At 50.9% G+C, this 26,226-nt stretch carries 23 protein-coding genes; 18 read left to right on the plus strand and 5 right to left on the minus strand.

The features are described 5' to 3' along the window. The first annotated feature begins 15 nt into the window (after nt 1-15). The 4 genes from nirD (at nt 16) to GC101_RS24920 (ending at nt 2,505) form a co-directional block, all read left to right on the plus strand. Entirely contained in the window at nt 16-327 is a 312-nt protein-coding gene (gene nirD / locus GC101_RS24905) for a nitrite reductase small subunit NirD (RefSeq protein ID WP_039291804.1), read from the plus strand. A 29-nt stretch (nt 328-356) separates the two neighbouring features. Continuing rightward, on the plus strand, nt 357-1,226 hold the full coding sequence (locus GC101_RS24910) for a formate/nitrite transporter family protein (RefSeq protein WP_171719459.1): 870 nt from the start codon (nt 357-359) through the stop codon (nt 1,224-1,226). Then, nucleotides 1,223-1,990: a uroporphyrinogen-III C-methyltransferase gene (cobA, locus tag GC101_RS24915; RefSeq protein WP_171719460.1), complete on the plus strand. Its 768-nt coding sequence runs from the start codon at nt 1,223-1,225 to the stop codon at nt 1,988-1,990. Before GC101_RS24910 ends, cobA begins: the two co-directional genes overlap by 4 nt. A 194-nt stretch (nt 1,991-2,184) precedes the next feature. Then, the gene (locus tag GC101_RS24920) at nt 2,185-2,505 is read left to right on the plus strand and encodes an iron-sulfur cluster biosynthesis family protein (RefSeq protein ID WP_171719461.1); all 321 of its coding nucleotides are present in this window, start codon (nt 2,185-2,187) and stop codon (nt 2,503-2,505) included. Nucleotides 2,506-2,576: 71 nt separating this feature from the next. On the opposite strand, the gene GC101_RS24925 is transcribed toward GC101_RS24920, so the two are convergent. Next, the gene (locus GC101_RS24925) at nt 2,577-3,335 is read right to left on the minus strand and encodes a glucose 1-dehydrogenase (RefSeq protein ID WP_171719462.1); all 759 of its coding nucleotides are present in this window, start codon (nt 3,333-3,335) and stop codon (nt 2,577-2,579) included. 136 nt (nt 3,336-3,471) lie between these two features. On the opposite strand from GC101_RS24925, the gene GC101_RS24930 reads away from it, so the two are divergent. Then, nucleotides 3,472-4,857: a sedoheptulokinase gene (locus GC101_RS24930; RefSeq protein ID WP_171719463.1), complete on the plus strand. Its 1,386-nt coding sequence runs from the start codon at nt 3,472-3,474 to the stop codon at nt 4,855-4,857. Nucleotides 4,858-4,960: 103 nt separating this feature from the next. After that, nucleotides 4,961-5,878, plus strand: a complete 918-nt coding sequence (locus tag GC101_RS24935) for a class I SAM-dependent methyltransferase (protein ID WP_171719464.1) — start codon at nt 4,961-4,963, stop codon at nt 5,876-5,878. A gap of 27 nt (nt 5,879-5,905) precedes the next feature. Here GC101_RS24935 and GC101_RS24940 read toward each other — a convergent pair whose 3' ends face one another. Next, nucleotides 5,906-6,547, minus strand: coding sequence for a P-loop nucleotide/nucleoside kinase family protein (locus GC101_RS24940; protein ID WP_171719465.1), 642 nt, complete (start codon nt 6,545-6,547; stop codon nt 5,906-5,908). Further along, nucleotides 6,547-7,449 (minus strand): LysR substrate-binding domain-containing protein, encoded by a 903-nt coding sequence (locus GC101_RS24945; RefSeq protein WP_171719466.1) that lies wholly within the window; start codon nt 7,447-7,449, stop codon nt 6,547-6,549. The genes GC101_RS24940 and GC101_RS24945 overlap by 1 nt, the downstream gene beginning before the upstream one ends. 141 nt (nt 7,450-7,590) lie before the next feature. Between GC101_RS24945 and GC101_RS24950 the strand changes: the two genes are divergently transcribed. The 10 genes from GC101_RS24950 to GC101_RS24995 all read left to right on the plus strand — a co-directional run bounded on the left by GC101_RS24950 (nt 7,591) and on the right by GC101_RS24995 (nt 20,418). Next, nucleotides 7,591-7,827 carry a thioredoxin family protein gene (locus GC101_RS24950; protein ID WP_171719467.1) on the plus strand — a complete coding sequence of 79 codons (237 nt, stop codon included), beginning with the start codon at nt 7,591-7,593 and terminating at the stop codon, nt 7,825-7,827. A gap of 170 nt (nt 7,828-7,997) precedes the next feature. Beyond that, nucleotides 7,998-8,477, plus strand: coding sequence for a GNAT family N-acetyltransferase (locus GC101_RS24955; RefSeq protein ID WP_246354494.1), 480 nt, complete (start codon nt 7,998-8,000; stop codon nt 8,475-8,477). Between the two features lie 958 nt (nt 8,478-9,435). Then, nucleotides 9,436-9,888, plus strand: coding sequence for a MarR family winged helix-turn-helix transcriptional regulator (locus tag GC101_RS24960; protein WP_171719468.1), 453 nt, complete (start codon nt 9,436-9,438; stop codon nt 9,886-9,888). 129 nt (nt 9,889-10,017) lie between these two features. Further along, nucleotides 10,018-10,911 (plus strand): (Fe-S)-binding protein, encoded by an 894-nt coding sequence (locus GC101_RS24965; protein ID WP_171719469.1) that lies wholly within the window; start codon nt 10,018-10,020, stop codon nt 10,909-10,911. A 348-nt stretch (nt 10,912-11,259) separates the two neighbouring features. Then, nucleotides 11,260-15,204, plus strand: coding sequence for a galactose-binding domain-containing protein (locus GC101_RS24970; protein ID WP_171719470.1), 3,945 nt, complete (start codon nt 11,260-11,262; stop codon nt 15,202-15,204). A 150-nt stretch (nt 15,205-15,354) separates the two neighbouring features. Beyond that, a complete protein-coding gene (locus tag GC101_RS24975; protein WP_171719471.1) occupies nt 15,355-16,956 on the plus strand; it encodes a peptide ABC transporter substrate-binding protein in 1,602 nt (533 codons plus the stop codon). A 118-nt stretch (nt 16,957-17,074) separates the two neighbouring features. Further along, nucleotides 17,075-17,995 (plus strand): alpha/beta hydrolase, encoded by a 921-nt coding sequence (locus GC101_RS24980; protein ID WP_171719472.1) that lies wholly within the window; start codon nt 17,075-17,077, stop codon nt 17,993-17,995. A 14-nt stretch (nt 17,996-18,009) separates the two neighbouring features. Next, on the plus strand, nt 18,010-18,921 hold the full coding sequence (locus GC101_RS24985) for a fumarylacetoacetate hydrolase family protein (protein ID WP_171719473.1): 912 nt from the start codon (nt 18,010-18,012) through the stop codon (nt 18,919-18,921). Between the two features lie 257 nt (nt 18,922-19,178). Continuing rightward, complete coding sequence (locus tag GC101_RS24990) at nt 19,179-19,952, plus strand: flavodoxin family protein (RefSeq protein WP_171719474.1); 774 nt, start codon at nt 19,179-19,181, stop codon at nt 19,950-19,952. Nucleotides 19,953-19,998: 46 nt separating this feature from the next. Continuing rightward, nucleotides 19,999-20,418: an FMN-binding protein gene (locus GC101_RS24995; protein ID WP_171719475.1), complete on the plus strand. Its 420-nt coding sequence runs from the start codon at nt 19,999-20,001 to the stop codon at nt 20,416-20,418. A gap of 59 nt (nt 20,419-20,477) precedes the next feature. Here GC101_RS24995 and GC101_RS25000 read toward each other — a convergent pair whose 3' ends face one another. Then, nucleotides 20,478-21,161, minus strand: a complete 684-nt coding sequence (locus GC101_RS25000) for a YitT family protein (protein WP_246354495.1) — start codon at nt 21,159-21,161, stop codon at nt 20,478-20,480. 350 nt (nt 21,162-21,511) lie between these two features. After that, the gene (locus tag GC101_RS25005) at nt 21,512-22,495 is read right to left on the minus strand and encodes an SHOCT domain-containing protein (protein WP_171719476.1); all 984 of its coding nucleotides are present in this window, start codon (nt 22,493-22,495) and stop codon (nt 21,512-21,514) included. Nucleotides 22,496-22,720: 225 nt separating this feature from the next. On the opposite strand from GC101_RS25005, the gene GC101_RS25010 reads away from it, so the two are divergent. After that, nucleotides 22,721-25,381, plus strand: a complete 2,661-nt coding sequence (locus GC101_RS25010) for a sensor histidine kinase (protein ID WP_171719477.1) — start codon at nt 22,721-22,723, stop codon at nt 25,379-25,381. Beyond that, nucleotides 25,374-26,090, plus strand: a complete 717-nt coding sequence (locus tag GC101_RS25015; protein WP_042137193.1) for a response regulator — start codon at nt 25,374-25,376, stop codon at nt 26,088-26,090. The genes GC101_RS25010 and GC101_RS25015 overlap by 8 nt, the downstream gene beginning before the upstream one ends. Nucleotides 26,091-26,226 lie beyond the last annotated feature (136 nt).

Consider the following 26,226-nt stretch of genomic DNA (forward strand, 5'->3'; position numbering starts at 1 on the left):
GGCTTACAAATGACAATGACCAAGATGCTCATTGGTAACTTGAACGATATTGACATCAAGGGATCGCGTAAGTTACGGGTGGGAAATACCGAGATTGCCTTGTTCCGGTTAAGCAGCGGGGAGGTGCTGGCAGTGGAGAATAAATGCCCGCATAAAGGCGGAGTCTTATCCGAAGGAATGGTCTGCGGTTCCAAGGTGCATTGTCCGCTCCATGACTGGCGGATCGATCTCCATAGCGGTGACGTGCAGGCACCCGATACAGGGCATGTGACAACCTATGAGGTGGAGGTTGATCACACCAGCGGCAGCTTGTACCTAACGATATAATTCATCCGAGCATATAAGGGGGATTCCTAATGGACTATGTCAAACCAAGTGAAGTATTGGCCTCAATGATTGAAGCCGGCAAGACCAAAGCGGAACTGGGCATTATGCAGCTGATTGTCCGCGGCAGCCTTGGGGGTGCCATACTGGCCTGTGCCACAACGCTGGCCTTTACCGCCACCGCCCAGACCAAGATCCCGATGGTTGGTGCACTTCTGTTTCCTGTAGGCTTTGTGATGATCATTCTGCTTGGGCTAGAACTCGTCACCGGCAGCTTTGCCCTGGTCCCGCTGGCTGTGCTGGAGAAGCGGACAACAATAAAACGGATGCTGGGCAATTTCTTCTGGGTTATTATCGGGCATCTGATTGGATGCGCAGTATACGCAGCTCTGTATGGACTCACAATTACGAAGATGGGGACGGATATGTCGAACCCGCTGATCCAGACATTAATTACGACCAGTGAGGCTAAGACTACAGCGTACAAGAGCATGGGGGCTGAGGGGATGACCCTTGTCTTCATCAAAGCCATGCTCTGCAACTGGATGGTTACGCTGGGTGCGGTAATGGCTATGACCTCGAAGTCCACATCCGGTAAAATCTTCGCCATGTGGCTGCCGATCCTGACCTTCTTCGGGCAAGGCTTCGAGCATACGGTTGTCAACTTCTTCGTTATTCCTGCCGGAATGATGCTTGGCGCGAATGTCAGCTTCGCGGACTGGTGGATCTGGAACGGCATTCCCGTTCTGATCGGCAATTTCGCCGGAGGCCTGCTGTTCACGGGCATTCTTCTCTATCTGTCGCAAAAAAGCTTCAAACCCGGAGCCTCTTCTGAAGCCGGATTGACGCCGGGACGCGATACAGTGATCTCAGCCACAGCCGCCCTGGAGAAAAGCCTATGAAGCGGGGCAGCATATCCATTGTCGGTGCAGGCCCCGGTGATCCCGAGCTGATTACAGTCAAGGCACTGCGGCGTATTCAGAGTGCAGATGTGATTCTGTATGACCGCCTGGTGAATGAAGAGCTGCTGGGCTATGCCAAAAGCGATGTTCTGCGCATCTACTGCGGCAAAGCGCCCGGACTTCACTCGATGCCGCAGGAATCCACCCAGCAGCTGATGATCAACTATGCTGCAGCCGGATGTCACGTGGTACGCCTGAAAGGCGGAGACCCGTTTGTCTTCGGACGCGGCGGAGAGGAAGCGCTGGAAGCCGCTGCAGCGGGAATCCCATACGAAGTGATTCCCGGGATCACCTCGGCGGTCGGCGCAGCCGCTTCTGCCGGAATCCCGCTGACCCATCGCGGATTGGCGGCTTCATTCGCTATCGTGACCGGCAGCCGCTGCCATGATCAGGACTCTCCGGTACGATGGGATGCACTTGCCCATAGTGTAGACACCCTTGTCATCTATATGGGAGTCAGCAAACTGGGCGAGATTTGTGATCAGCTTCTTAAGCATGGCAAAGACCCGCTGACACCTATTGCCCTGATTGAGAACGGGACAACAGTGCGCGAACGGACAGTGACCGGAACGCTCGGCAGTATCGGCAAACTGGCAGCGGCGATGAGAATCAGTAATCCGGCCATCATCATTATTGGCGAAGTGGTTAAGGTAAGAGAGGAACTGCTCAGCTTGGAAAAGACAGTGCGCTCACAGATCGGCTAGGATATAGTATAATCCCTAATCAGGCGTTGATATGTCCCAAGCACAGGCTTGGGCACGTCAACGCCTGATTATATGTTATATTAATGTCATACCCAAAGTGACTGCTATCACAGAAGTCCGGGCAAAATACACACTATACTGGACACCTGATCGAATTCGCAGGCATTTTGCCCTACAAAGGAGAGAAATATCTGATGCAAATACAACTAAACCCGCTCACCGAAGAACGGCTTGCGCAGAGCCTTGCCGGCCAGCCCGGGCAATTCAAAATGTTCTATGATACAGAGGATTGCGGCTGCAATGGCGTGCTGGTCATCCGGATTGTAAACGGGCCTTCCCCGACGGATATCGTATTCCAAACCGAACCCTTCACTTTTCTGTGTGACCGGCAGCAGGAATCCCTATTCGATGATGTGATGCGTCTGGAAGCAGAGGCAGGCTACCCAGCCTACAAACTGACAAGCGATTCTACCTTGTTCGGCAGTAATATCAGGGTGCAGGATGCACGCAACTAACAACGGTATGTAATAAGGCCATCAACCGTGAATAACGGGAGATGGCCTTTCTTTTGAAGCAGGGCAGACTCTTAATAAGCAGTCCATCCGCCATCGGCCGTTACCACCGTTCCATTAATAAAGCTTGCTTCGTCTGAGCCGAGGAACAGGGCAAGCTGCGCGATTTCCTCCGGTTTGCCTGTGCGCGGATTAAGAGCCAATCCCGGCTGCGTACGTCCCATCCCGAATTCATTAATATGCGTCATGGTAGATCCGATATTGGTCTCCACCCCGCCCGGAGCAATCGCATTGCAGCGGATGCCCTGAGGAGCATACATGAATCCGGTATTCTTGGTGAATCCGACAACCGCATGCTTGGAGGCTGTGTAAGCTGCACCTGCCCGGGCACCAAAAAGTCCGCCTGCGGATGCTACGTTAATGATCACCCCTTGCTGTTTAGCCAAGAAGATAGGGAGTACTTTACGTGTAGCACGCATTACGGATGTAGTATTGACGGCAAAGATGCGGTTCCAGCTGTCATCCTCAATGTCACCTGCCGGTTCAAAGTTATCCATAATCCCTGCGTTGTTCACCAGGATATCTACGGTTCCGTAGGTTTTTACTGTAGTGTCGATCAGGTTCTGGATATCAGATTCATCAGCAACATTGGCTTTCACCGCGAGGGCTTCACCGCCGCCGGACTTAATCTCCCCGGCCACCGTCTCCGCAGCCTCCAAGTGAATATCCGCCACTACTACCTTAGCGCCTTCTTTGGCATAGAGAGCCGCAATCGCCTTGCCCATCCCGGATGCCGCCCCGGTCACTATTGCCACTTTGTTCTGAAGTCTCACATGTACGCCTCCCGCTTGAATTATACTTTGTCTGGTCTAGTATCATTTGATCCATGGGGTTTTATACGCCGGGTTGACGCTATACTTCGTGAAGGCTTACCATATAGGCTATATGAACGGAAAGAGGATGAAGTACATGATCATGATCGGACTGGATATCGGAACCACCTCAATTTCCGGATTGCTCTACGATCTGGAGACACGAACCGTCCTGCATACGATTACTGAGGAACAAACAAGTAAACCATCCAGCCCGAATCATGAATGGGAACGTCTGCAGGAGCCGGGGATTATTCTGCAGCAGGTTGAACGTATCCTTGGTCTCCTGCTGTCAAGGGAGCCGGAAGCAGCAGGAATCGGCCTGACCGGGCAGATGCACGGGATTGTATATATAGACCAGAGCGGCAATCCTCTGGGCCCGCTCTATACCTGGCAGGATGGGAGAGGCGGCCAGCCTTGCGTGGAGGACAGCAGTTACACTTATGCGCAGAAGCTAAGTCGACTTGCCGGATATCATATAGCTCCAGGCTACGGACTGGCCACTCACTATTATAATTTGCAGCATCAGCTGGTGCCTGAGCACACAGTCCATTTCTGCACGATTGCGGATTACATCGCGATGAGGCTGGCGAACAGCGCAGTACCTCTAATTGATGCAACGCAGGCGTCCGGCATCGGGGGCTTCAATATACAGACAGGTGATTTTGATCAAATAGCGCTCATTAAGGCTGGAATCGACGGTGCAATATTGCCGCAGGTCGTCCCTTCCGGGACTGCAATCGGTACAACACTTCAGGGAATACCGGTGTATACTTCGCTCGGTGACAATCAGGCCAGCTTCCTGGGCAGTGTGCCGCAGCCCGCCGGTTCATTGCTGCTGAACATCGGTACGGGCAGCCAGCTATCGGCCTGGCTTCCTGAATACAACCCTGCTCCATCAGCAATGGAGGTGCGCCCTTATCCGGGCGGTGGAGTACTTATGGTAGGTGCTGCGCTTAGCGGCGGCAGATCCTATGCTCTGCTGGAAGGCTTCTTCCGGCAGCTGATCACAGCTTACACAGGAGAAGCACCTGCAGATATCTATTCTCTGCTGGCTCAGTTGCTTACGGAAGAGCCAGCAGATGGTATGACTGCCGGACTAAAGGTAAATACACAGTTTCTAGGTACAAGAGCAGAGCCGGACAAGCGCGGCAGCATCGAAGGGATCTCACTGGATAACTTCACACCTGCCGGACTGGCCCATGCTTTTCTCCAGGGGATGATTGATGAACTGTACAGCTTCCTTAAGGAGCTGGAGCAGCAGAGGGCGAAGGAGTTCACCCGCCTCATAGGTTCCGGTAATGCCTTGCGGAGTAATCCGGTGTTGTGTACGAAGGCTGAGGCAACGTTCGGTTTGCCGCTTACGCTTGGCGTGCAAGCAGAAGAGGCTGCTATAGGCGCGGCGCTCTGTGCCGCTGTGGGCAGCGGGTTGATCTCCAGTTTCGGGGAAGCCGGAGCTTTTCTTGGAGACTATTATCATTGACAAAATATATTATTTATGCTATAATTTACATATTAAAAGTTTGCCTATATAATGAGATTCTCCCGGCCGGGGGAATCTTATTTTTTTATGGGAGGATACACGTTTGAAGCAGAATGAGTCCAGTTTAACTTGCAAAGTAGCAGCGTTTGGCCGAGCCTATCACAGTAAATATGACACACCTAAGATTTTCGATGATTATTTGGCCCAAGACTTGATTTCAGCGCAGGAGTTTTCAGACATCAGCAAGAATATGGTGCAGGGCATCACTTTTTTCAACACAGACATTGCAAATCAACATCAGGATGATCCAGACGCCATTCTGAAATGGATTACACATGTACAGCTGTCTCCGACCCCGCTCGCGCGTGCTGCTTACTGTGAGGCCCTATTGCTGCATGAGCTAACCTTAGGACTGAAGCAGTATGTCATCCTTGGAGCCGGACTTGATACCTTTGGCTACCGTCATCCTGAATTGAAAGACCAGCTGGAGATATTTGAAGTGGACTATCCGGCTACACAGGAGTTCAAGCAGCAGCGGCTCAGTGACGCCGGGCTGGAGATTCCGGTCAATCTTCACTTTGTACCCATGGACTTCACCAGGGAATTCTCTTCTTCCAATCTGATTGGGCAAGGGTTTGATTCACAAGCCAAGACCTTCTTCAGCCTGCTGGGTGTTTCCTACTACCTCACGAAAGAGGAGAATGCCAGACTGATTACTGAAGTATTCGCCGGTCTCCCGGCAGGCAGCTCTATCGTATTTGATTATGCGGATGAGCGGCTTTTTGAAGAGAAGGGACTGTCCGGCCGGGTAGAAAAGATGCTACAGATGGCTGCCGTCAGCGGTGAGCCGATGCAATCCTGCTTCGCTTATCATGAACTGGAGCAGCTGCTGGAGCAAGCAGGCCTGCTGATTTATGAGCACTTGTCCCCGGCGGAGATCAATGACAGGTTCTTCAGCAACCGGAGTGATGCTTTGACCGCTTTTGAGACGATTCATTATATTCATGCGATAAAACAATAATAATTATCCGAATTACAAAGGAACCTCTCATTCTATTATTATAGGCGGGAGGTTCTTTTCGATAAGAAATGCGGAGGAAGATGACTCTCCGTAAATAAAAGCTTCCATAGCCGCAGCAGCTACGTTCCTGTCAGGATGGGAATTATCGATCTGTGCCACATGGGAAGCCGGAAGCGGCCATGCCACGGTGCGGCTGCCCAGGGAAGCGCTGAACTCATCCCAGTGTGCGAACTTCCAGGCATCCAGCGGGGACTGTCTGCCCTCAAGCCGTTCACGGAACGTTGCCGCATCAGGAAGACTGACCATCACAACTTTGACCTCGACCTCCGCCAGTGTACGTCCGATGCGCGACAGTTCACGCCCGATCCACTCCGGGTCGGCGGCCTCCTTGGTGAAGGGACCTACGACGAATATATCGCTTTGCAGGCCGATATTGTCCAGTGCAGCGTCCATTGTAATCCGGTACCCCAGGTCCCGGCATAAGCTTTTATATTCATCCGAATCCCTGTCATCGGGGTCCAGTCCATGCATAGTCATGATCGCGGTAGCTGCCGGACGCAGCAGAATATCCATATCGAATACAGAGGCCGGGCGCCGGGCTGCTATGGTTTTGGCGAGTGTTGTTTTGCCGGCCCCGCCCGGACCGAGGAAAAATACAAGTTTGTTCATTAGACGCTCTCCTTGAAATGTGCAGCATTCTCTTGCAGCTCGCGGATGAAGCGCTTGGTCGCTGCACACATGTATTTTTCTTTGCGGAACACAACGCCTATCCGGCGTGTCGGCGAAGGATTAATAATCGGAAGCACCCGTACAGAATCCTTCTGCAGATGCTCCATTAAGCTGCGGGGCAGAACCGTACAGCCCATGCCGCTCTCCACCATATGGACAAGTGCCTCTATCGTGGTCATCTCCAGAAAAGGCTTAATTGTGAATCCTAATGATTCACTGTAGTCATTCAACAGCTGCCGGATGAAGAAGTTGTCCGGCAGGAGAACGAGCGGAAGCTCCGCAAGCTGCTTCATAGGGATGCCGTCCTGCCAGGCTTCATACGCAGGTTCCAGGGGGGCGACCAGGCATAATTCCTCCATGAACAGCGGAATGCTATCCAGCTCCGGGTCCTCCGGTGGAAGGAAGAGGATACCCAGATCCAGCTGATTCATCAGCAGGCCCTCTCTGATCTGGCTGGTAGGCAGCCCAAGGATGGACAGCCGGATATTCGGATACTCCTTGTGGAACCGGATAACCGCAGGAGAGATCAGGTAGCTCTCCACAGTATAAAGACAGCCAACGGATAGCGCACCGCGTTCCAGCCCGTGGAGCTCGTCGATCGCATTTTTGGATTGATTCAATTCGTAGAAGATATTTTGGCTGTGATGCTTGAGTATTTTGCCCGCTTCGGTCAATGCGATCTTCTTGCCGATCCGGTCGAACAGCGGGGTGCCGACCTCATACTCCAGATTCCGGATCTGCTGGCTAAGCGAAGGCTGCGATATCCGGACCTTGTCCGCTGCGCGGGTAAAATGCATTTCTTCACACACGGCCAAGAAATACTCCAGCTGCTTCATTTCCATGAGGATTCACTTCATTCCTTTGTTTAATTTGCATTGGCTGAAACTATGATAATGATAGCCTATTCTGAATAGAAAAAGCACCTGCCATTCTCTAAAATAAGAGTTGTCAGAAACAACAAAACTTAGAAAAGAGGAATTACAATGGCAAAAGCGGTGTTTTATCATGCAGGCTGTCCGGTATGTGTAGATGCGGAGCAGATGATTCTGAACTATCTGGACCCGGCCAAAACCGAAATCGAAGTCGTGAATTTCGGCACGGATACCTCCCGGATTGAAGAAGCTGAGCTGGCAGGAGTGAAATCCGTTCCGGCACTTGTTCTGGATGGATGGGTCTATCATATTAATTTCGGAGCCAGCATGGAGGATGTTAAAAAGTAATCAAAGTATAATCTTTTAGATATTGAGCTGCAAACACATCCTATTCCACAGGTATGAAGGGATGTGTTTGCGGCTTTTTTGTGAGTTGATGGAGTAGGAAGTCTGCTGTTATGATAAAGTGTATAGGATAACGGGACATAGCCCGGAAGAATGGCGGGAGGCTTAACAGAATGATGAATATCAGATACATAGAGCGCGGAGATAATGCGGCTATTGAAGGGATTATCCGGGAATGTCTGATTGAATTCGGGGGCAACCGTGACGGTCTCGCCTGGGCTGATGACAGTATGCATGACCTATACACCTATTACAATAGTGCTGCGAACAGGGCTTACTGGATTGTTGAAGAAGATGGGGAGGTGCTTGGCGGCTGCGGAATTGCACCATTTGATGAGGAGAACGGGATCTGCGAGCTGCAGAAAATGTATCTGTCATCCGCCATCCGCGGCCAGGGAGCTGCTGCAGATCTATTAGGGACGGCACTGGAATTCGCCAGGCAGCATTACAGCGGATGTTATCTGGAGACGCTGCAGACCATGCAGGCCGCAGGCCGTTTCTATCTCAAACATGGTTTCGGGCTGCTGGATGCTCCGCTTGCCGGTTCAGAGCATTATGCCTGCGACGCCTGGTATATCAAAGAGTTGTCTTAGAAATTTAAACCATTGTATCCACAATCCTTCCTTGAAGATTCAGGGAGGATTATTTTTATTGTATAGGAAATTACGATATGCGTCTGTTGTGTATAAGTTTCTCTGGAATTTGAAGCAGGTCCGTCTGAAGGACGAATGTGTTTTTGTATCCGGAATTCCACAGAATCCCCAGAAGTCGGAGGCTTGGAAAATCAAAGGGATAAATCCCTCTGAATCCGCTGAAAGTGGGCGGCAGGTAGGAATGAGGGGCAAAAGTGCCCCTGAATCCGCCAAAAGTGGGCGGCAGGCAGGAATGAGGGGCAGAAGTGCCCCTGAATCCGCCAAAAGTGGGCGGCAGGTAGGAATGAGGGGCAAAAGTGCCCCTGAATCCGCCAAAAGGGGGCGGCAGGTAGGAATGAGGGGCAAAAGTGCCCCTAAATCCGCCAAAAGTGGGCGGCAGGTAGGAATGAGGGGCAAAAGTGCCCTTGAATCCGCCAAAAGCGGGCGGCAGGTAGGAATGAGGGGCAAAAGTGCCCCTGAATCCGCCAAAAGGGGGCGGCAGGCGGGAATGAAGAGCATTAGTGCCCCTGAATCCGCCAAAAGCTCCGAAAGTGGGCGGCAGGCGGGAATGAGGGGCAAAAGTGCCCCTAAATCCGCCGAAAGTGGGCGGCAGGCGGGAATGAGGGGCAAAAGTGCCCCTGAATCCGCCAAAAGTGGGCGGCAGGCAAAAATGAAGAGCATTAGTGCACTCGATTTCACCAGGTTCTGCCCCGGAAGGAAGTAGTCAGAATAGAGCAATGTGAGATGGGCTTAAAATCTACATCAGCTGCACAGGCTGCATAGCTTCGGCTGATTCACCCGTTAGGGTGATTTTGTTCTTTTTCAAATTACGCTTCCTTGTGATAAATGACTCTGACAAAAGCTCTCCATTTTGAAATAGTGTATGTACACGATAAATACAACAGGAGGAGAATAATCTATGACAACAGCCGGAGACCCTTCTTCACCCATTATCCGCTGTTCTAGTGTCTGCAGCTGTATTAATCTGCGGAGGGCTTCCTCAGCAGTCACAGGAATATATGACGGATTTCTGTCTTCAAGCGGTTTAAATATCAGCCAGTTTTCTTTACTGAAGCATATTTACTCCCTAGGACCGGCAAGTGTCAGCGACCTGGCGCTTGAGATGAGACTGGACCGGACCACTATTGTCCGCAATCTCAAGGCACTGGAACAGATTGGATATGTGGAGGATATTTCTGCGCAGGGAAGCCGGAACCGCCTGCTGATCCTGTCGGAGAGCGGGAAAGTGAAATATATAGCTGCCGGGAACCAATGGGAGCAGGCGCAGAGTTTTTTGCAGGAGGCATTGGGCGATGAAGATATGAAAGTACTTACTACCCTTTTATCCAAAGTGGAGAAACTGATGGCCTGAGCATAACCTCGACTCTTGGTTCATCAATCTTTACGCAGTAATGACGCAACAGCAGTTGCTTATCGCCATTTCGTGTATGTACACGATAACGTCCAGACAGAAAGAGTACACTCAAGAGGAGGGAAGACCATGCACCCAGACAGTGCTGCAATTAATGAAAGAGCGGAAGAGGAACAGAAGCAGCTCATTATTGAAGTGATGAAAGCCTTTGTTAAGGAGAGCCCACTAAACTGGTCAGATGTACTTCAGGGACCTTATTATGATGAGCCTATCATTCAATTTGCTTCAGCTGACGATCCTTTATTTGAGGAGTATAAAAGCATTATTGGTCCCGGCCATGCAACGCCAAAAGAGGTAATAGAGCGTTCATTCGGTTCAGGGACCTATAATGGCGGTTCGGTGATCAGCATAGTGCTGCCCATTCATGAATCCATCAGGAAGGCCAATCGTCAGCAGAAGGATAGAGCTTCACGGGAGTGGGCCCTGCTGCGTACGTTCGGGGATGAATATTTCTTGAAGGCGGCCCGCATTCATCTGACGGATTATTTAAAAAACCTTGGCCGACTTGCGGCTGCGCCGCTGGATACGGATTGGTACGGGATCTCCAGTACAGAAACGGGCCCGATCTCTAATTGGTCCGAACGTCATGTTGCTTATGCTGCCGGGCTGGGCACCTTCAGTCTTAATGATGGATTCATTTCGGAGAAGGGAATTGCCATACGGCTGCTGTCGGTAGTAACGGATTTGCAGTTACCGTCTGATCCAAGATCTGCGGCTAGTCATACGGGAAATTGTTTGTTATGCAGCAAAGGGAACTGTGGCGTCTGCATTACCCGCTGCCCGGTGCAGGCGATCAGCACAAACGGCCATGACAAAATCGCCTGCATGAAATTTGTGTATGGCCAGAATTCACGGGAGTGGGCGGCCCAGAGTGGTGGAGAGGCTACATCAGGAGCTGGCTGCGGATTATGCCAGACCAAGGTGCCCTGTGAGAGCAGAAATCCGATGCGAAATACTAAGTGAAGTACACGAAGCACTTCCCTGGCGGAGGTGCTTTTTTGTCTATTCAGGATGTTTCGGGCTGACCCGCTGCTGCAAATCATCACGATCATTGAATCGCCTATCTTTTCCGTAGAATTAGCTATTATAGATTGCACTGCGTTAAAACTATAATGAGTGTGTATTGCAGTGAGAGGGGGCTGGGCAGAACTATCGCAAGCCGGTTGAGTAGAGGCAATATCAGTAGAGTGGCACCTTCACGTTGGAAGCGAATGATGGATTGGTAAGGATTTATTTTTTTGTAATCGCTATCATTCTAGTACTTCAGAAAATTCTAGGTGCCGTTCTAACATCAGATTAAGGAGGATTATAATGCGCAACAAGTATGTCGTATGGTCGCTTGTAGTAACGCTGCTAATCTCAACTCTGTTTATGGCCGCCGGACCGCTGACACATTCGTCTGCAGCGGGCGGACAGAATCTGACACTTAACAAAACCATTACTTCCAGCGGTCAATCGCAAACGTATACGCCGGATAACGTTAAAGACAGTAACCAGAGCACCTATTGGGAAAGCGCGAATGATGCTTTTCCCCAATGGATTCAGGTTGATCTGGGCGGACTCACCAGTATTGACCAGCTCGTGCTGAAGATTCCTGCAGGCTGGGAGACACGCACGCAGACGCTGGCCGTACAAGGGAGTACGAACGGTTCCACATTTACAGATATCGTGGCTTCGGCAGCGTATGTATTTAATCCATCGGCTGCTGGCAACAGTGTCACGATTAACTTTGCAGCAGCCAGTACACGTTATGTGCGCCTGCTCGTAACCGCGAACACCGGATGGCCGGCAGCCCAGTTCTCTGAGCTTGAAATTTACGGCTCCAGCAGCCCAACGGCCACGCCTGCAGTCACTCCTGCTGCAACTCCGGTTCCGGCCGGTACCTATGAAGCAGAATCTGCTGCACTCTCCGGCGGGGCGAAAGTGAACACAGATCATGCGGGTTACTCCGGTACGGGTTTTGTTGACGGTTATCTGACCCAAGGACCGGCAACTACCTTCACGGTGAGTGTAGCTGCAGCGGGTTCGCGGAATGTTACGCTGAAGTACGCTAACGCGAGCGGAAGCGATAAGATCCTCAGCATCTATGTGAACGGAGTCAAAATCCGCCAGTCCACCTTGCCGAATCTGGCAAACTGGGATACCTGGAGCACGAAGGCCGAGCTCCTGACGCTGAACTCCGGCAGTAATACCATCGCCTACAAATATGATGCCGGTGATACGGGTAACGTCAATCTGGATCAGATTGTAGTAGCGGCAGCAGTGACCGCCACGCCGACACCTTCACCTACAACAGCTCCTACAACGGCTCCATCACCAACACCCGTACCTACGGCTACGGTGGCGCCTACTTCCACAACTACACCTGCGCCTACCGCAACCCCAGTTCCGACGGCATCGCCAACACCGACAGCCACACCGGTGCCCACACCAACGGTGTCCCCTGGAGGGAACATCGCTATTGGTAAGGCAATCAGCGCATCCTCCAGCACACAGAATTTCGTTGCCGGTAATGCCAACGATAACAATACGGCTACTTACTGGGAAGGAGGCGGTAATCCAAGTTCGCTCACGCTTGATCTCGGCGCCAATCATAACATCACTTCGATTGTACTGAAGCTGAACCCGGCCACGGAATGGGGGGCACGGACTCAGAATATTCAAGTACTAGGACATAATCAGAGCACGACAACCTTCAGCAATCTGGTCTCCGCTCAGGCGTATACGTTTAACCCAGCCAGCGGAAATACGGTGACCATTCCCGTTACGGCAACCGTCAAGCGTGTCCAGATCAATATTGCTTCCAATTCAGGTGCCCCTGCGGGACAGATTGCCGAGTTCCAGGTCTATGGAACACCTGCACCGAACCCGGACCTGACGATTACAGGCATGTCATGGACTCCGGCTTCTCCCGTTGAGACGAATGAGATTACATTGAATGCCATCGTGAAGAATAGCGGCAGTGCCGCAGCAGCGGCCACGACAGTCAATTTCTATCTGAACAATGAGCTGGCAGGCTCGGCCCCGGTAGCCGCTCTGGCAGCGGGTGCTTCGGCAACCGTGTCATTGAATGCCGGTACCCGAACAGCTGCGACCTATCCGCTCAGTGCCAAGGTAGATGAGACTAATCAGATCATTGAACAGAATGACAGCAACAACAGCTACAGCAGTCCTTCATCACTTGTTGTTGCTCCTGTATCAAGCTCTGACCTTGTAGGTACGACATCCTGGACACCGGGCAATCCGGTAGCTGGTAATAGCGTATCCTTTGCAGTCAATCTCAAGAATCAGGGGACGATTGCTTCCGCAGGAGGTGCACATGGAATCACAGTAGTATTGAAGAATTCAGCTGGCTCCACCGTGCAGACCTTCACCGGATCCTACAGCGGAGCGATTGCTGCCGGTGCTTCTGTGAATGTCTCCATCCCGGGGACATGGAGCGCTGTCAACGGCAATTACACCGTCACCACAACAATTACTGCAGATGCGAATGAAGTTACGACCAAGCAGGCTAATAATGTGAATACCGTTAATCTGGTTGTATATGCCCTGCGCGGAGCAAGCGTGCCCTATGCCCGCTACGATACGCAGGATGCGACCCGTGGCGGATCTGCTGCACTGAAATCTGCTCCAAACTTCGATCAGACGCTGATTGCTTCAGAAGCATCGGGCCAGAGTTACGTAACACTTCCTTCGAATGGCTCTTATGCCCAGTGGACCGTCCGTTCAGGTCAAGGCGGCGCTGGGGTCACGATGAGATTCACCATGCCGGATTCGGCAGACGGTATGGGTCTTACCGGAGCGCTGGATGTATACGTAAACGGCACCAAAGCCAAAACCATCCCGCTTACTTCCTATTACTCCTGGCAATATTTCTCCGGCGACCAGCCTGGTGATGCACCAAGTGCCGGACGTCCGCTGTTCCGCTTCGACGAAGTACACTGGAAGATGGATACACCGCTCCAGCCCGGCGATACGATCCGTATTCAGAAGAATAACGGGGACAGTCTGGAATACGGTGTAGACTTCCTGGAAATCGAGCCAGTACCGGCGGCAATCGCCCGTCCGGCCAACTCGGTATCGGTAACCGATTACGGTGCAGTTGCGGGTGATGGACAGGATGATCTTGCAGCCTTCAACAGTGCAGTAACAGCAGCAGTCACAGGCGGCAAATCGCTCTATATTCCAGCCGGAACCTTCAATCTAAGCAGCATGTGGGTGATTGGCTCTGTCAGCAATATGATCAATAACTTTACGGTTACTGGTGCTGGTTACTGGCATACCAACCTGCAGTTCACCAATCCTAATGCTGCGGGCGGCGGGATCTCGCTCCGCATCCTGGGTAAGCTTGATTTCAGCAATGTCTATATGAACTCGAACCTGAGATCGCGTTACAACCAGAATGCCATCTACAAAGGCTTCATGGATAACTTCGGCAATAACTCTATTATCCATGATGTCTGGGTAGAGCATTTTGAATGCGGCATGTGGGTGGGGGATTATGCACGGACGCCGGCAATCTTCGCGAACAATCTGCTTGTGGAGAACAGCCGTATCCGCAACAACCTGGCTGACGGTATTAACTACTCCCAGGGTACCAGCAACTCGACCGTCCGCAACACCAATGTGCGCAATAACGGAGACGATGGTCTGGCCGTGTGGCCGAGCAACACTTTCGGTGCTCCGGATGGGGTGAATAATACCTTCTCATACAACACCATTGAGAATAACTGGCGTGCAGGCGGGATTGCCTTCTTCGGAGGCAGCGGCCATAAGGCGGATCATAACTACATTATCGACACGGTAGGCGGTTCCGGCATCCGTCTGAACACGACCTTCCCGGGTGCTCATTTCAACAACAACACGGGCATTCTTTTCTCGGATACCACGATTATCAACAGCGGCACCAGCCGTGACTTGTATGACGGGGAGCGCGGCGCGATTGACCTCGAAGCTTCGAGTGACCCGATCAAGAACGTAACGTTCACTAACATCGATATCATCAACACCCAGCGCGATGCGATCCAGTTCGGATACGGAGGCGGATTCTCCAATATCGTATTCAACAACATCAACATTAACGGCACAGGGCTCGATGGAGTAACGACCTCACGCTTCTCCGGCGCCCATAAGGGAGCTGCGATCTACACGTATACCGGCAACGGCTCGGCTACATTCAACAACCTGACTACCAGCAATATTGCTTATCCAAGCCTGTATTATATTCAGACCGGCTTTGGGCTGCTGATACAGTAGACAGGGATAGTAAGGGGAGGGGCTCAAGCGGGCTCCTCTTTTTTTTATTGAATATAATTCATGATCTTCGATAAATTACGACAGCGTAATATCTGCCCTCCATGCTATCCTATTACTAATACATAATGGCTTTACAAAGGGGAAACGTTGATGAAAAGGTTGCTTCATATCATTTTGGCAGTAGGTTTAATGATGAGTGTAACGCTCACGGGAGGGACGGGCAGTTCATCTGCTGCACAAGCTAATAAGGTATTGCGTATTGGTCTGGGAAGTCTTCCAGAGGTACTGGACCCGGCAGTAATTGCAGATGACAGTTCAGTTACGGTTGTTAAAGGATTGTTCGAAGGCTTGGTCCGCCTGAATGCTGCTGGCCAGGCTGTGCCTGCAATTGCGAAAGCATGGACCCTATCGAATGATGGACTAACGTATACTTTTACCCTTCGTTCGAATGCGAAATGGAGTAATGGGCAGCAGGTGGTGGCTTCGGACTTCGAGTATGCCTGGAAGCGGGCACTCGCTCCGGAAGCAAAGCATGTCTACGCTTTTAATATGTACATGATTAATAATGCGCAGAACTACAACGAGGGAATTCTCAAGGATGCTGCCAAAATCGGCGTAAAGGCATTGAGTAAAACTACTCTTCAAGTCACATTAAAGGAGAAGACCTCCTATTTCATCCAGCTGCTCGCGGAGAGCATCTATCTGCCGGTTTACGCTAAGACCGCAAAGGCCAACAGCCAATGGGCAACAGATATTAAATCTATGGTGACCAATGGTCCCTTTAAGCTGAAGCAGTGGTCCTACAAAGAAATTATTCTAGGTGAAAATCCGGATTATTATGCGGCCAAAGAAATCAAGCTGTCTGAAGTACGCCTGCTTCTGCCAAAAGCCGGAACCGCAAATCCGACGGCTGCTTTCGTCAATAAAGAAGTGGATTGGGTTGGAGGCGGAGGACAAGAGCTTCTGGATTCATCTTCTATAGATTACAGAACCTCTAAGCTTACTTATGAAGCGCCTTATGCATCTAATTATTACTATCAATTCAATCTGAATAAGGCTCCTTTCAAGAATCTGAAAATACGTAAGGCTTTGGCTATGGCCGTTGACCGCGAAGGCCTGCGTTACGGCACTCCTGCGTTTGGAGTTGTTCCACCAAGTATTCACGGGGCCAAGCTGAACTTCCGGACAGAGATGTCTGACAAAGCCTATTTTAAAGAAGATGCTGCAATGGCCAAGGCGCTGCTGGAAGAAGGGCTGCGTGAAGAAGGTTTGACTACCCTTCCAGAATTTACAATTATTATGAATGATGAAGGCGACCATGCTTCCATTGGAGAAGCCATCATTTCGGATTGGAAGGAGAAGCTTGGCATTCAGGCAAGCATTGAGGTGCAGAGCTGGCCGGAGCTGATAGATAACCGGGTGAATCAGAATTTCTCGGTGGCTAGAGCTGGTTGGGGCGCTGATTTCAATGATCCGGCATCTATGCTGGAGCTATTCACCTCCTGGAGTCCGGATAATGATTCAGGCTGGAGCGATGAATGGTATGACGCTTATATAAAGGAAGCCCGGCAAACGGCAGATCCTGTTATACGCATGCAAATCTATACGAAAGCTGAAAAAATGCTTATCGACCAAATGGTGATTCTCCCGCTGTTTTATTGTGTTTCCGGTGTACTGCATAATCCTTCAATCCAAAATGTATACGTCGACTACGACGGGTCTATAGCTTTTACAAGAGGGTTTTGGATGTGAATCTATACAGGAGCTCGGTATCTTACCGCAGCTCTTTTTTTTGCACCTGAATGCATCGGCAAGACAAGGCATGAATAGAAGTGGTAAAATTTACTCAACTGATTTCAACAGGAGGCAAATGATGATGCGGATTGAACCTAGAGAGCTCAGCTACAAAGCATTCCCTGCATCGGAAGCGACAGCGGCGGGGATGAAAGTACTGCCTATGAATCCTGACGCGGTCTATTGCACGGTGCTGCACAATCATACCTATTGCGAGAGGGGCGGTCGGCCCCTGCATATGCATCTGATATTACCGTCACAGCATGAACGTCCGGATGCAACCTGGCCGCTGCTGGTGTTCGTGCAAGGTTCAGCATGGAGACAGCAGCATCTGGATGCGAATCTCGCGCCGCTGTCCTGGATATCCAGACAAGGCTATGCTGTTGCAATCGTGGAATACCGCCCGTCAGACCTGGCGCCGTTCCCCGCACAGATCCAGGATGCCAAGACAGCTATACGGTATCTCCGGAAGAATGCCGGGCAGTTTAATATTGATCCGGAGCAAATCGTAATTTGGGGAGACTCCTCCGGCGGTCATACGGCGGTGATGACGGGGATAACTCCGCATGACAAGGAGCTCGATACGGATGTGTACGACGGATTATCCTGCGAAGTCAAGGGTATCATCGACTACTACGGTCCTGCAGATATTACCCGGATGAATGAGGCGCACTCTACGATGGACCATGCCGGAGCAGATTCTCCCGAAGGTCTGTTGATCGGAGGTCTGAATGTACTGGAGAATCCGGTGCAGGCGGAACCAACCATTATTATGAATCATATTTCGCAGGAAGTGGATATTCCGCCTATCCTAATGATTCATGGCAATAAGGATCGTCTGGTTCCTTTTGAGCAAAGTGTGCTGCTGTACAACGACCTGAAGCAAAAGGGCAAGGATGTTGAGTTCTACAAAATAGAGGGAGCCGATCATGGCGGCCCGGACTTCTGGTCTGATGAAGTGCTCGGTATTATCCAAGCTTTTATTACAAGACTATAAAGGGCGGTTTAGATATGAAACTACTATCCTATATTCAAGAGGGCGTCACCCGGCTGGGAGTACATACGGAAGCTGGCATACTGGATGTTGAACATGCTTTGACAGCATCTGGTTACCTGAAAGGAACAAGCTCCGTAACACTGCAGGATGTAATTGCCGGAGGGCCGGAAATGCTATCGCACCTTAAAGGACTTGCCCGGCAGGCAGTAAGGGAATTAACTGTGCCAGAATCAGATACCGTAGTTCTGCTCGACGAATCCACGCTGCAGATTGCCCCCTGTGTTCCCAGTCCCGGCAAAATCATTTGTGTCGGACTCAATTACCGCAAGCATGCAGAAGAAACGAAAGCTCCTATACCGCAGACGCCAATTCTGTTCAGCAAATTCAATAACGCGCTGGCAGCTCATCTGGAGCCGGTACCGCTGCCTGCTGCCTCGCAGAAAGTAGACTATGAGGCCGAGCTCGTAATCGTGATGGGCCGGACGGCCCGGAATGTCTCCAGGGAGGAAGCCTATAAGTACGTTTATGGATACTGCTGCGGCAATGACCTCTCCGCCCGCGATCTGCAGATGCGGACCCAGCAGTGGCTCCTGGGCAAAACCTGTGATAAATTCGCTCCGGTCGGCCCTTATCTCGTAACTGCGGATGAAGTGGGGGACCCGAACCAGCTTGCGATTTCGTGTACTGTTAACGGCGAGCTTCGCCAGTCATCCAATACAGCCGATATGATCTTTAAGTGTGATGAGATTATCAGCTATATTTCACAGCATTTCACACTGGAGCCGGGAGATATGATTATGACAGGTACTCCGGAAGGCGTTATGCTGGGGTATCCGCCGGAGCAGCAGGTATATCTGCAAGCCGGGGATACAGTAACCGTAGAGATCGAGAAGCTGGGACGGTTGACGAATACGATGACAATTTAGTATGGACTAATCTTCCGGTTGAATACTATACGGGCATGATGAGGTCATGAGCGGATAACGCTTGTGGCCTTTTTAACATGCCGGAAGGGACACAATAATAAGTAGCAAGTCTTCACTAATCGTTCAAGATCAAGCAGTATCCAGACAGACAACGGGGCATATCTATGTTAATATATGATGTGAATGAATATTAAAATATTCATTCACAAAGATTCGAAATGAAAGTAGGATCTCATCACTACTCTGGAGGGACAGTCATGAAGAAAGTCACCGCAATCATTGGTAATCAGCAAAAGCATGCCACGTACAGGGCAGTCTGCGAATTTGAAGCTCAGCTAAGGACATACGGGGAGATTGAGTTTGAGTACATTTTCCTGAAGGATTACAGGCTTGAGTTCTGCCGGGGCTGCAAGGTCTGCTTCAGTAAAGGCGAAGAATTCTGTCCGCTCAAAGATGACAGGGATGTGCTGATCGGGAAGATGGAGAACTCCGACGGCGTTATTATGGCCACTCCGAATTATGCATTCCATGTATCGGCATCGATGAAGAATCTGCTGGACCGGCTGGCTTATGTATTCCATCGGCCGCAGTTCTTCGGCAAGACCTATACAGCGGTCGTCAACCAGGGCATTCACGGCGGCAAGGGTATCGTCAAATATCTTAGCAGTATGGGGGAGAATCTGGGCTTCCAGGTAACCCGTGGCTGTGTGCTTCATACGATGGAGCCGATAACACAAGCTGCCCAGGTGAAAAATTCACAGGAAATCCGCAAGGCCGCCGCCAGATTCTACAAAGGGCTTATGCGTTCGTCACCTCCGGTGCCCACGTTGTTCAGACTGATGCTGTTCCGCTTGTCCCGGACCAGTATTCATAACATGCTGGATGACAAGTCCAAAGATTACCGTCATTACAAGGATAACGGCTGGTTTGAGTCGGCTTATTATTATAAAGTTCCTTTGGGCCTCTTCAAAAGACTGGCCGGACGCCTATTTGATCGGATCGGTCGAAGAATGGCTAAGAACGCTAAATAATGAATGAATAAGATAATATTCATTCACAGAGAATGGGGGGATTGAAGTGAAACCAAAGTGGAAACGCAACCTGCTCATTATGTGCATTTCTGTAATTATTATTGTATTGGTTGGACTTGCTGCAGGCTGGCTGTTCACGGAGAAAGAGCGGCGTGAAGCCCGGAATGTTCAAATCGGTGAAGTGGATTTCAAACAGCTGCATGCAGGCAATTATGTGGGTGAATACGCAGGCGGGATGTATAAATGGAGGGCGAATACGGTTCAGGTAACTATTGCAGCGCAGAAAGTAACAGCGATTAAGCTACTGGAGCACGCGGAGAATCAGCCTGCGGCTTCTACGGAGGAGCTGTTCGGCAGAGTGATCCAGGCTCAATCGCTGCAGGTAGACAGTATCAGCGGCGCTACGCTTACGAGCAAGGCTTATCTCAAAGCGATAGAAGATGCACTTGATCAAGCACAGCGGTAACAAGCATCAACCAGTGCTCGGGATCGCTGACTTGGCTGAGGCTGCTTCAATAATGTCAATTAAGAAGCTTCCGCCGCCGGGACGATACGGGTTCGGGCCGGGGCTTTGGCCGGAGCAGCGAAGCGGCTTTTGAACAAATGAATCATGAAGGACAGGATGACAATCGAAAGAACGGAGTAGATCCCCTTGAACAGCCCGATGGAGTAGTACGACCCGGCGATGATCAGACCGTCTAGCACGAACATAACTTTCCCCGGATTCCAGCCGAACTTTTTATGGAAAATTAGAGCCAGGATATTGCTCCCGCCCAGCGATGAGCCGTTCAGGAACAAGTAGGACATCCCGAGACCCATGACAGAGCCGCCGATTGCTGCTCCGAACCAGCCCGGAAGTACGAATTCAGGCAAGCGGGCAGCCGCAGCTGACATCAAGCTTAACGCGGAGACAGCGAACAGCGTGGATACGGTGAATTTCCAGCCCATTTTGAACAGGGACAGCACGTAAAAGGGGATGTTGACCAGAAGATACGTAATGGAGAAAGAAGTACCCAGCCAATAGGATAAACTGAGCGACAAGCCCACGGTTCCACCGGTGATGATCTCGGAATGCTTGAGGACAAGTACACCAATGCTCACGATAAGTGTGCCCAGCAGCACCTTGAGGATTTGCAGTATTCCTTGTTGTAATCTCCGGTTGGCCCGGATTTTTCTTGGCTCAGTGAATTCCAGTTGAATTGTATTCATGTCAGGTTTACTCACTCCATCTCTATATTGAATCATTGTTATGATTATAAAGGGAGTTCGGAAATCCGGCAAAAACATGCATTGCTGCGCGTCCGCTTGTGCGCGTATATCCTTTAAAAGGATAAAGTGACGCTTGATATAGTTGGCTTTTCGGATTTTTATATTGAGCTGGCAGTGCTGTCTTGTCGCCAATTCTTGAAACAGAGGCTATTATTAAATAAGAACATACATGTTATATTTACTAACTTCTGATTCTTCTTAGATCAGAGCATCATGAATTTTACTCACAAAAAAGAGCTATGCCTCCTGCAATAGCAGAGGGAATAGCTCTTCAAGATTCACGCGAGAAATCAGCTGTTCAGCAGCTCGGATTTCTTCCGGTCGAATTCCTCTTGCGTAATTGCGCCCATATCGAGCAGCTGCTTGAATTTCAGCAGTTCATCCGCGGCACTAAATTGCTCCGGTCTTGCAGCAGCTGTAGCTGCCGGCTCTGGCTTCGAATCAAACCCTAAGTCAAAAAATTCGCCTTCAATTACATTAATCTCCGAATCTGCAACCGCACGCTGTACCTTATCCCTGTCCTGCGCCAGCTGAGCTTCCGAATAATGATCGCAAGCATCGTACAAAGCTTCCCGCAGGCGGTGCCCCATAGGCTTCATGGAGAAATAGGTCATCCCGCCGGAGAGAAGTCCGCCCAGAACAGGTATGAACTTGGATGCGCCTTGGGCAAAGGTTTTCTTGGTGATTTTAATCCCGATATAAGAAGAGATTTTCTTCAGCAGCGGGTAATACATCGTCTGGGCCAAGTCTTGCCGGGTCTGCTCATTCAGCAGCTGCCGGGAATTAGGTGCGTTCAGAATGCGCAGCATCGGAGCAGAGCCGGCCACTCCGAACATCACTCCCAGATATAACGTAAGCTCACGGCTAACCTGCTCCGAATCCGGGGTGTTGCCTTGCCACAGATCCGCGCCTCCATACAGGTAGGCTAATTCCTGGGACAAGCGCATCGCTACGCCAAAAAACTGCAGGGTGTCTGCCGGAATGGTCGCCGCCATGGCTAATCCTCCCGGAAGTCCGGCTGCTGTGGAGGCTGCAGTACTTAAGATAGTACGCTTTTCAATTAGCGTCTTGGCTAGTTTGTCAATGACCGATAGGCTGATCCCGGCCTCAAGCGGTCCTCTTTCCAGAATGGTACTCATATTTCCATAAGTATCATATTTGGCAAACTGCTGAGCAAGGAATTCACTCCGGTCTACCTGTACCCCGGGAAGCTTCACTGCACCAGCCAAAATCATCTCCATTGTCCCTTGCCCGGATTGCTGTTCGTTTGTCATCTCAGATCTCCTTAGAATCGGTATGTTGAAATTTGCTACTCTACAATATTCGGCACCGCCTGCGGATCACCTCCTAAATACTGCCATCCCTCCCCTCATCTTAATGCAATCTTAATGCCACAGCCAATTCCATAATGTCATGCTGATTGTGCACATGCTATACTGACGCTATCATTAAGAGTACGAACGCACGGCATGATGCCCATATAGGAAGGAACCATTCGAATGGCAGGATACACAACGGCTGAGAAGCAGCGGGGCAGGCTGAAAATATTCTTCGGATACGCACCCGGGGCAGGCAAGACCTGTGCTATGCTCTATGCCGCCCATGAAGAACAAAAGGAAGGTATTCAGGTGGCCGCAGGCTTTATCGAGTCTCATAACAGAGCAGATACGGCGGAGCTGCTGTCAGGGCTTGAGCGTCTTCCACCGCTGGAAATATCTATTCACGGGGAAATAGTCCGGGAGTTTGACATTGACCTCGCGATCCGCAGAAGGCCGGAGCTGATCCTGGTCGATGATCTCGCCCACACCAATGCTCCGGGAGGCCGCCACAAAAGAAGATATCAGGATGTGGAGGAGCTGCTGCGGGCTGGAATTAACGTATACACCACGGTAAATGTGGAACATATAGAGAGTCTGACCGATGTCGTGACCTCCATAACGGGTATTCCTGTGCTGGAGCGCATTCCAGACAGCGTATTTGACCGTGCGGATCTGGTGGAGTTTGTTGATGTCGGACCCGGCGATCTGATAGACCGTTTAAAAAAGGGCCGGATATACCCGGATGAACAGCTGCAGCAGAAGCATGCCGGTTTCTTTATTCCCGAAAAGCTGATTGCCCTGCGGGAAATTGCACTGCGTTATACAGCTGACCAGCTGAACAGAATTGCCGTACAGCTCGGGGAGAAGGCGGCCAGTGCTACCTTTTATACGAAGGATCATATACTGGTCTGCCTGTCCTCGGCAATCTCCAGCAAGAAGGTGATCCGCACTGCGGCCAGAATGGCCGACGCCCTGCATGGAACGTTCACAGCACTGTATGTGGAAACGTCGAGGACAAAAGAATTAACCGCCAAGAACAAGGCAGAGCTGCGTGAGAATCTGAGACTGGCTGAGCAGCTCGGGGCACAGGTCGCGACCGTATATGGGGAGGATGTTCCCGGACAAATTGCCGAATACGCCAAAACAAGCCGGGTCTCCAAGATCGTTCTGGGACGTTCGCAGCACAAAACCCGCTGGCCGGCCAAATCTAACATTGTCGACAAGCTGACGGCGTCCGCTCCGAATATTGATATTTACATTATTCCGGATAATGGGCCTTCCTTGTACAAAAAATTCCCGCAATATGCCAAATCTCCGCTTCTGACGCTGGCTGATACAGGCAAAACTATAGGCATCCTGGCGGTTTGTACTTTAATCGGGTTGTGGTTCAAGCATCTCGGCTTCAGTGAAGCTAATATCATTACCGTATATATTCTTGGTGTTCTGCTGGATGCGATGGTTACAAAAGGGCGGCTGTACAGCGGGGTTACTTCGATTTTGAGTGTGCTTGTCTTTAATTATTTCTTTACTGCGCCTTTTTTCTCTCTGCAGGCCTATGACTCCGGTTACCCGGTGACTTTTCTGGTAATGTTCTCAGCCTCGTTCATTACGAGCACATTGACTTTGCGGGTGAAGGAGCAGGCCAGGGAGTCGGCGCAAAAGGCTTACCGTACCGAAGTTCTGCTCGAGACAAGCCGGAAGCTGCAGCAGGCCAAGGATACCCCGGCAATCATCAACGAAACGGCACTGCAGATGGTCAAGCTGCTGGACCGGAGCATTATTGTCTATGAGGTGGTAGAGGGGGAGCTTGCCGAACCGCTGATTTTTGCCAAGGAGGAAGCTGCAGTTGATCCCCAGAGCTATATCTTCGATGATGAACGCAAGGTTGCGGAGTGGGTGCTGCAGAATAATAAACGGGCAGGAGCTTCTACAGATACGTTCTCGGCAGCTCATTGTCTGTATCATGCAGTGCGCGGAGGGGATACGGTCTTTGCGGTGGCGGGCATCGTAATGGAGCAGGAGGAACCGCTGGAGGTTTTTGAGAAAAGCCTGATGATTGCCATGCTGGGTGAATGTGCCCTTGCCCTGGAGAAAGATAAGCTGAATGAAAAGCAAAAGGAAATCTCTCTGCAAATCCAGCAGGAACAGCTGCGTACCAATCTGCTGCGGGGCATTTCACATGATCTGCGCACACCGCTTACGAGTATTTCCGGCAATGCGGGCATCCTGATCGGCAATTCGATGGTCCTGAATGAAGAGCAGAAGAAGGAACTGTATAACGATATCTACGATGATTCCATGTGGCTGATCAATCTGGTGGAGAATCTGCTGTCCATTACCCGGATCGATAACGGCGCCCTTCACCTCAATTTTCAGGCGGAGCTGCTGGAGGAAGTGATAGCCGAAGCGCTGCTGCATGTAAACCGCAATAAGGATGAGCATCACATTGAGATCCGGCTGGAGGATGAGCTGCTCATGGCCAGAATGGATTCACGGCTGATTATTCAGGTCATCATCAATCTGGTGGATAACGCGATCAAATATACTCAATCCGGGTCACATATAACGGTATCCGCCAGACGCGAGGCGGGCTGGGTAGTGGTGGAGGTTGCTGATGATGGCCCCGGCATTTCAGCTGAAGCCAAAGCCAAGGTGTTCGAGATGTTCTACACGGCAGACAACGTGCGCGGCGACGGCAGGCGCGGATTAGGCCTAGGGCTGGCACTCTGCAAGTCGATTATCCACGCCCATGGCGGCAATATTGAATTACGAGATCACGCACCGCAGGGGACGGTATTCAGCTTCACCCTGCAGGCAGAAGAGGTGAATGTCCATGAATAAACCTTTGATACTTGTGGTAGAGGATGACAAACCTATCCGCAAGCTGATTACGACAACACTGGAGACCCAAGGCTATAAATATCATACGGCTGAGACAGGGGAAGCTTCGATTCTGGAGGCCGTGTCCAGTCAGCCGGATATCATGATTCTGGATTTGGGACTGCCCGATATGGACGGTGTCGATATTATCCGGAAGGTCCGGGCCTGGTCCAATATTCCGATTATTGTGGTCAGTGCGCGCAGTGAAGACCGGGACAAGATTGAAGCGCTCGATGCGGGGGCAGATGATTATCTGACCAAGCCGTTTAGCGTGGAGGAGCTGCTGGCCAGGCTGCGGGTCAGTCTGCGCCGGATCCGGGGGGACAGCGAGAAGCTGATGAAGGATTCGTCTGTTTTTACCAACGGGAACTTACGGATCGATTACTCGGCAGGCTGTGTCTGGCTGGAGGATGACGAAATCCATCTGACACCGATTGAATATAAGCTGCTGTGCCTACTGGCCAAGAATGTGGGTAAGGTATTGACCCATAATTACATCCTGCATGAAATCTGGGGCAGCCATACGTATGATATTCCGGCACTGCGTGTATTTATGGCTACGCTCCGGAAGAAGATCGAGAGTACACCCTCACAGCCGAAAATTATCCAGACACATATTGGTGTCGGTTACCGGATGCTCCAGGCGGGAGATGACAGCAAGGTGATCTGAACGGGCTGGCGGAATTCGCACAGCATTGCTTGTCAAATACTTCGATAACCATGTCCTTAACGGACATGGTTATTTGTCGTTCCAGCTATGGAGGCGGCTACCTGGAGCGGTTGCGCTACCGGCATTTTAACGAAAT

Origin of the sequence: Paenibacillus phytohabitans (genome assembly GCF_013141775.1) — a bacterium.
Classification (GTDB): Bacteria; Bacillota; Bacilli; order Paenibacillales; family Paenibacillaceae; genus Paenibacillus_AQ; species Paenibacillus_AQ phytohabitans.

Coding starts and splice junctions, on each gene's coding strand:
- nirD (WP_039291804.1), top strand. CDS start 16: ATGACCAAGATGCTCATTGGTAACTTGAACGATATTGACATCAAGGGA.
- GC101_RS24910 (WP_171719459.1), top strand. CDS start 357: ATGGACTATGTCAAACCAAGTGAAGTATTGGCCTCAATGATTGAAGCC.
- cobA (WP_171719460.1), top strand. CDS start 1,223: ATGAAGCGGGGCAGCATATCCATTGTCGGTGCAGGCCCCGGTGATCCC.
- GC101_RS24920 (WP_171719461.1), top strand. CDS start 2,185: ATGCAAATACAACTAAACCCGCTCACCGAAGAACGGCTTGCGCAGAGC.
- GC101_RS24930 (WP_171719463.1), top strand. CDS start 3,472: ATGATCATGATCGGACTGGATATCGGAACCACCTCAATTTCCGGATTG.
- GC101_RS24940 (WP_171719465.1), bottom strand. CDS start 6,547: ATGAACAAACTTGTATTTTTCCTCGGTCCGGGCGGGGCCGGCAAAACA.
- GC101_RS24945 (WP_171719466.1), bottom strand. CDS start 7,449: ATGGAAATGAAGCAGCTGGAGTATTTCTTGGCCGTGTGTGAAGAAATG.
- GC101_RS24950 (WP_171719467.1), top strand. CDS start 7,591: ATGGCAAAAGCGGTGTTTTATCATGCAGGCTGTCCGGTATGTGTAGAT.
- GC101_RS24955 (WP_246354494.1), top strand. CDS start 7,998: ATGATGAATATCAGATACATAGAGCGCGGAGATAATGCGGCTATTGAA.
- GC101_RS24960 (WP_171719468.1), top strand. CDS start 9,436: ATGACAACAGCCGGAGACCCTTCTTCACCCATTATCCGCTGTTCTAGT.
- GC101_RS24965 (WP_171719469.1), top strand. CDS start 10,018: ATGCACCCAGACAGTGCTGCAATTAATGAAAGAGCGGAAGAGGAACAG.
- GC101_RS24970 (WP_171719470.1), top strand. CDS start 11,260: ATGCGCAACAAGTATGTCGTATGGTCGCTTGTAGTAACGCTGCTAATC.
- GC101_RS24975 (WP_171719471.1), top strand. CDS start 15,355: ATGAAAAGGTTGCTTCATATCATTTTGGCAGTAGGTTTAATGATGAGT.
- GC101_RS24980 (WP_171719472.1), top strand. CDS start 17,075: ATGATGATGCGGATTGAACCTAGAGAGCTCAGCTACAAAGCATTCCCT.
- GC101_RS24985 (WP_171719473.1), top strand. CDS start 18,010: ATGAAACTACTATCCTATATTCAAGAGGGCGTCACCCGGCTGGGAGTA.
- GC101_RS24990 (WP_171719474.1), top strand. CDS start 19,179: ATGAAGAAAGTCACCGCAATCATTGGTAATCAGCAAAAGCATGCCACG.
- GC101_RS25000 (WP_246354495.1), bottom strand. CDS start 21,161: ATGAATACAATTCAACTGGAATTCACTGAGCCAAGAAAAATCCGGGCC.
- GC101_RS25005 (WP_171719476.1), bottom strand. CDS start 22,495: ATGACAAACGAACAGCAATCCGGGCAAGGGACAATGGAGATGATTTTG.
- GC101_RS25010 (WP_171719477.1), top strand. CDS start 22,721: ATGGCAGGATACACAACGGCTGAGAAGCAGCGGGGCAGGCTGAAAATA.
- GC101_RS25015 (WP_042137193.1), top strand. CDS start 25,374: ATGAATAAACCTTTGATACTTGTGGTAGAGGATGACAAACCTATCCGC.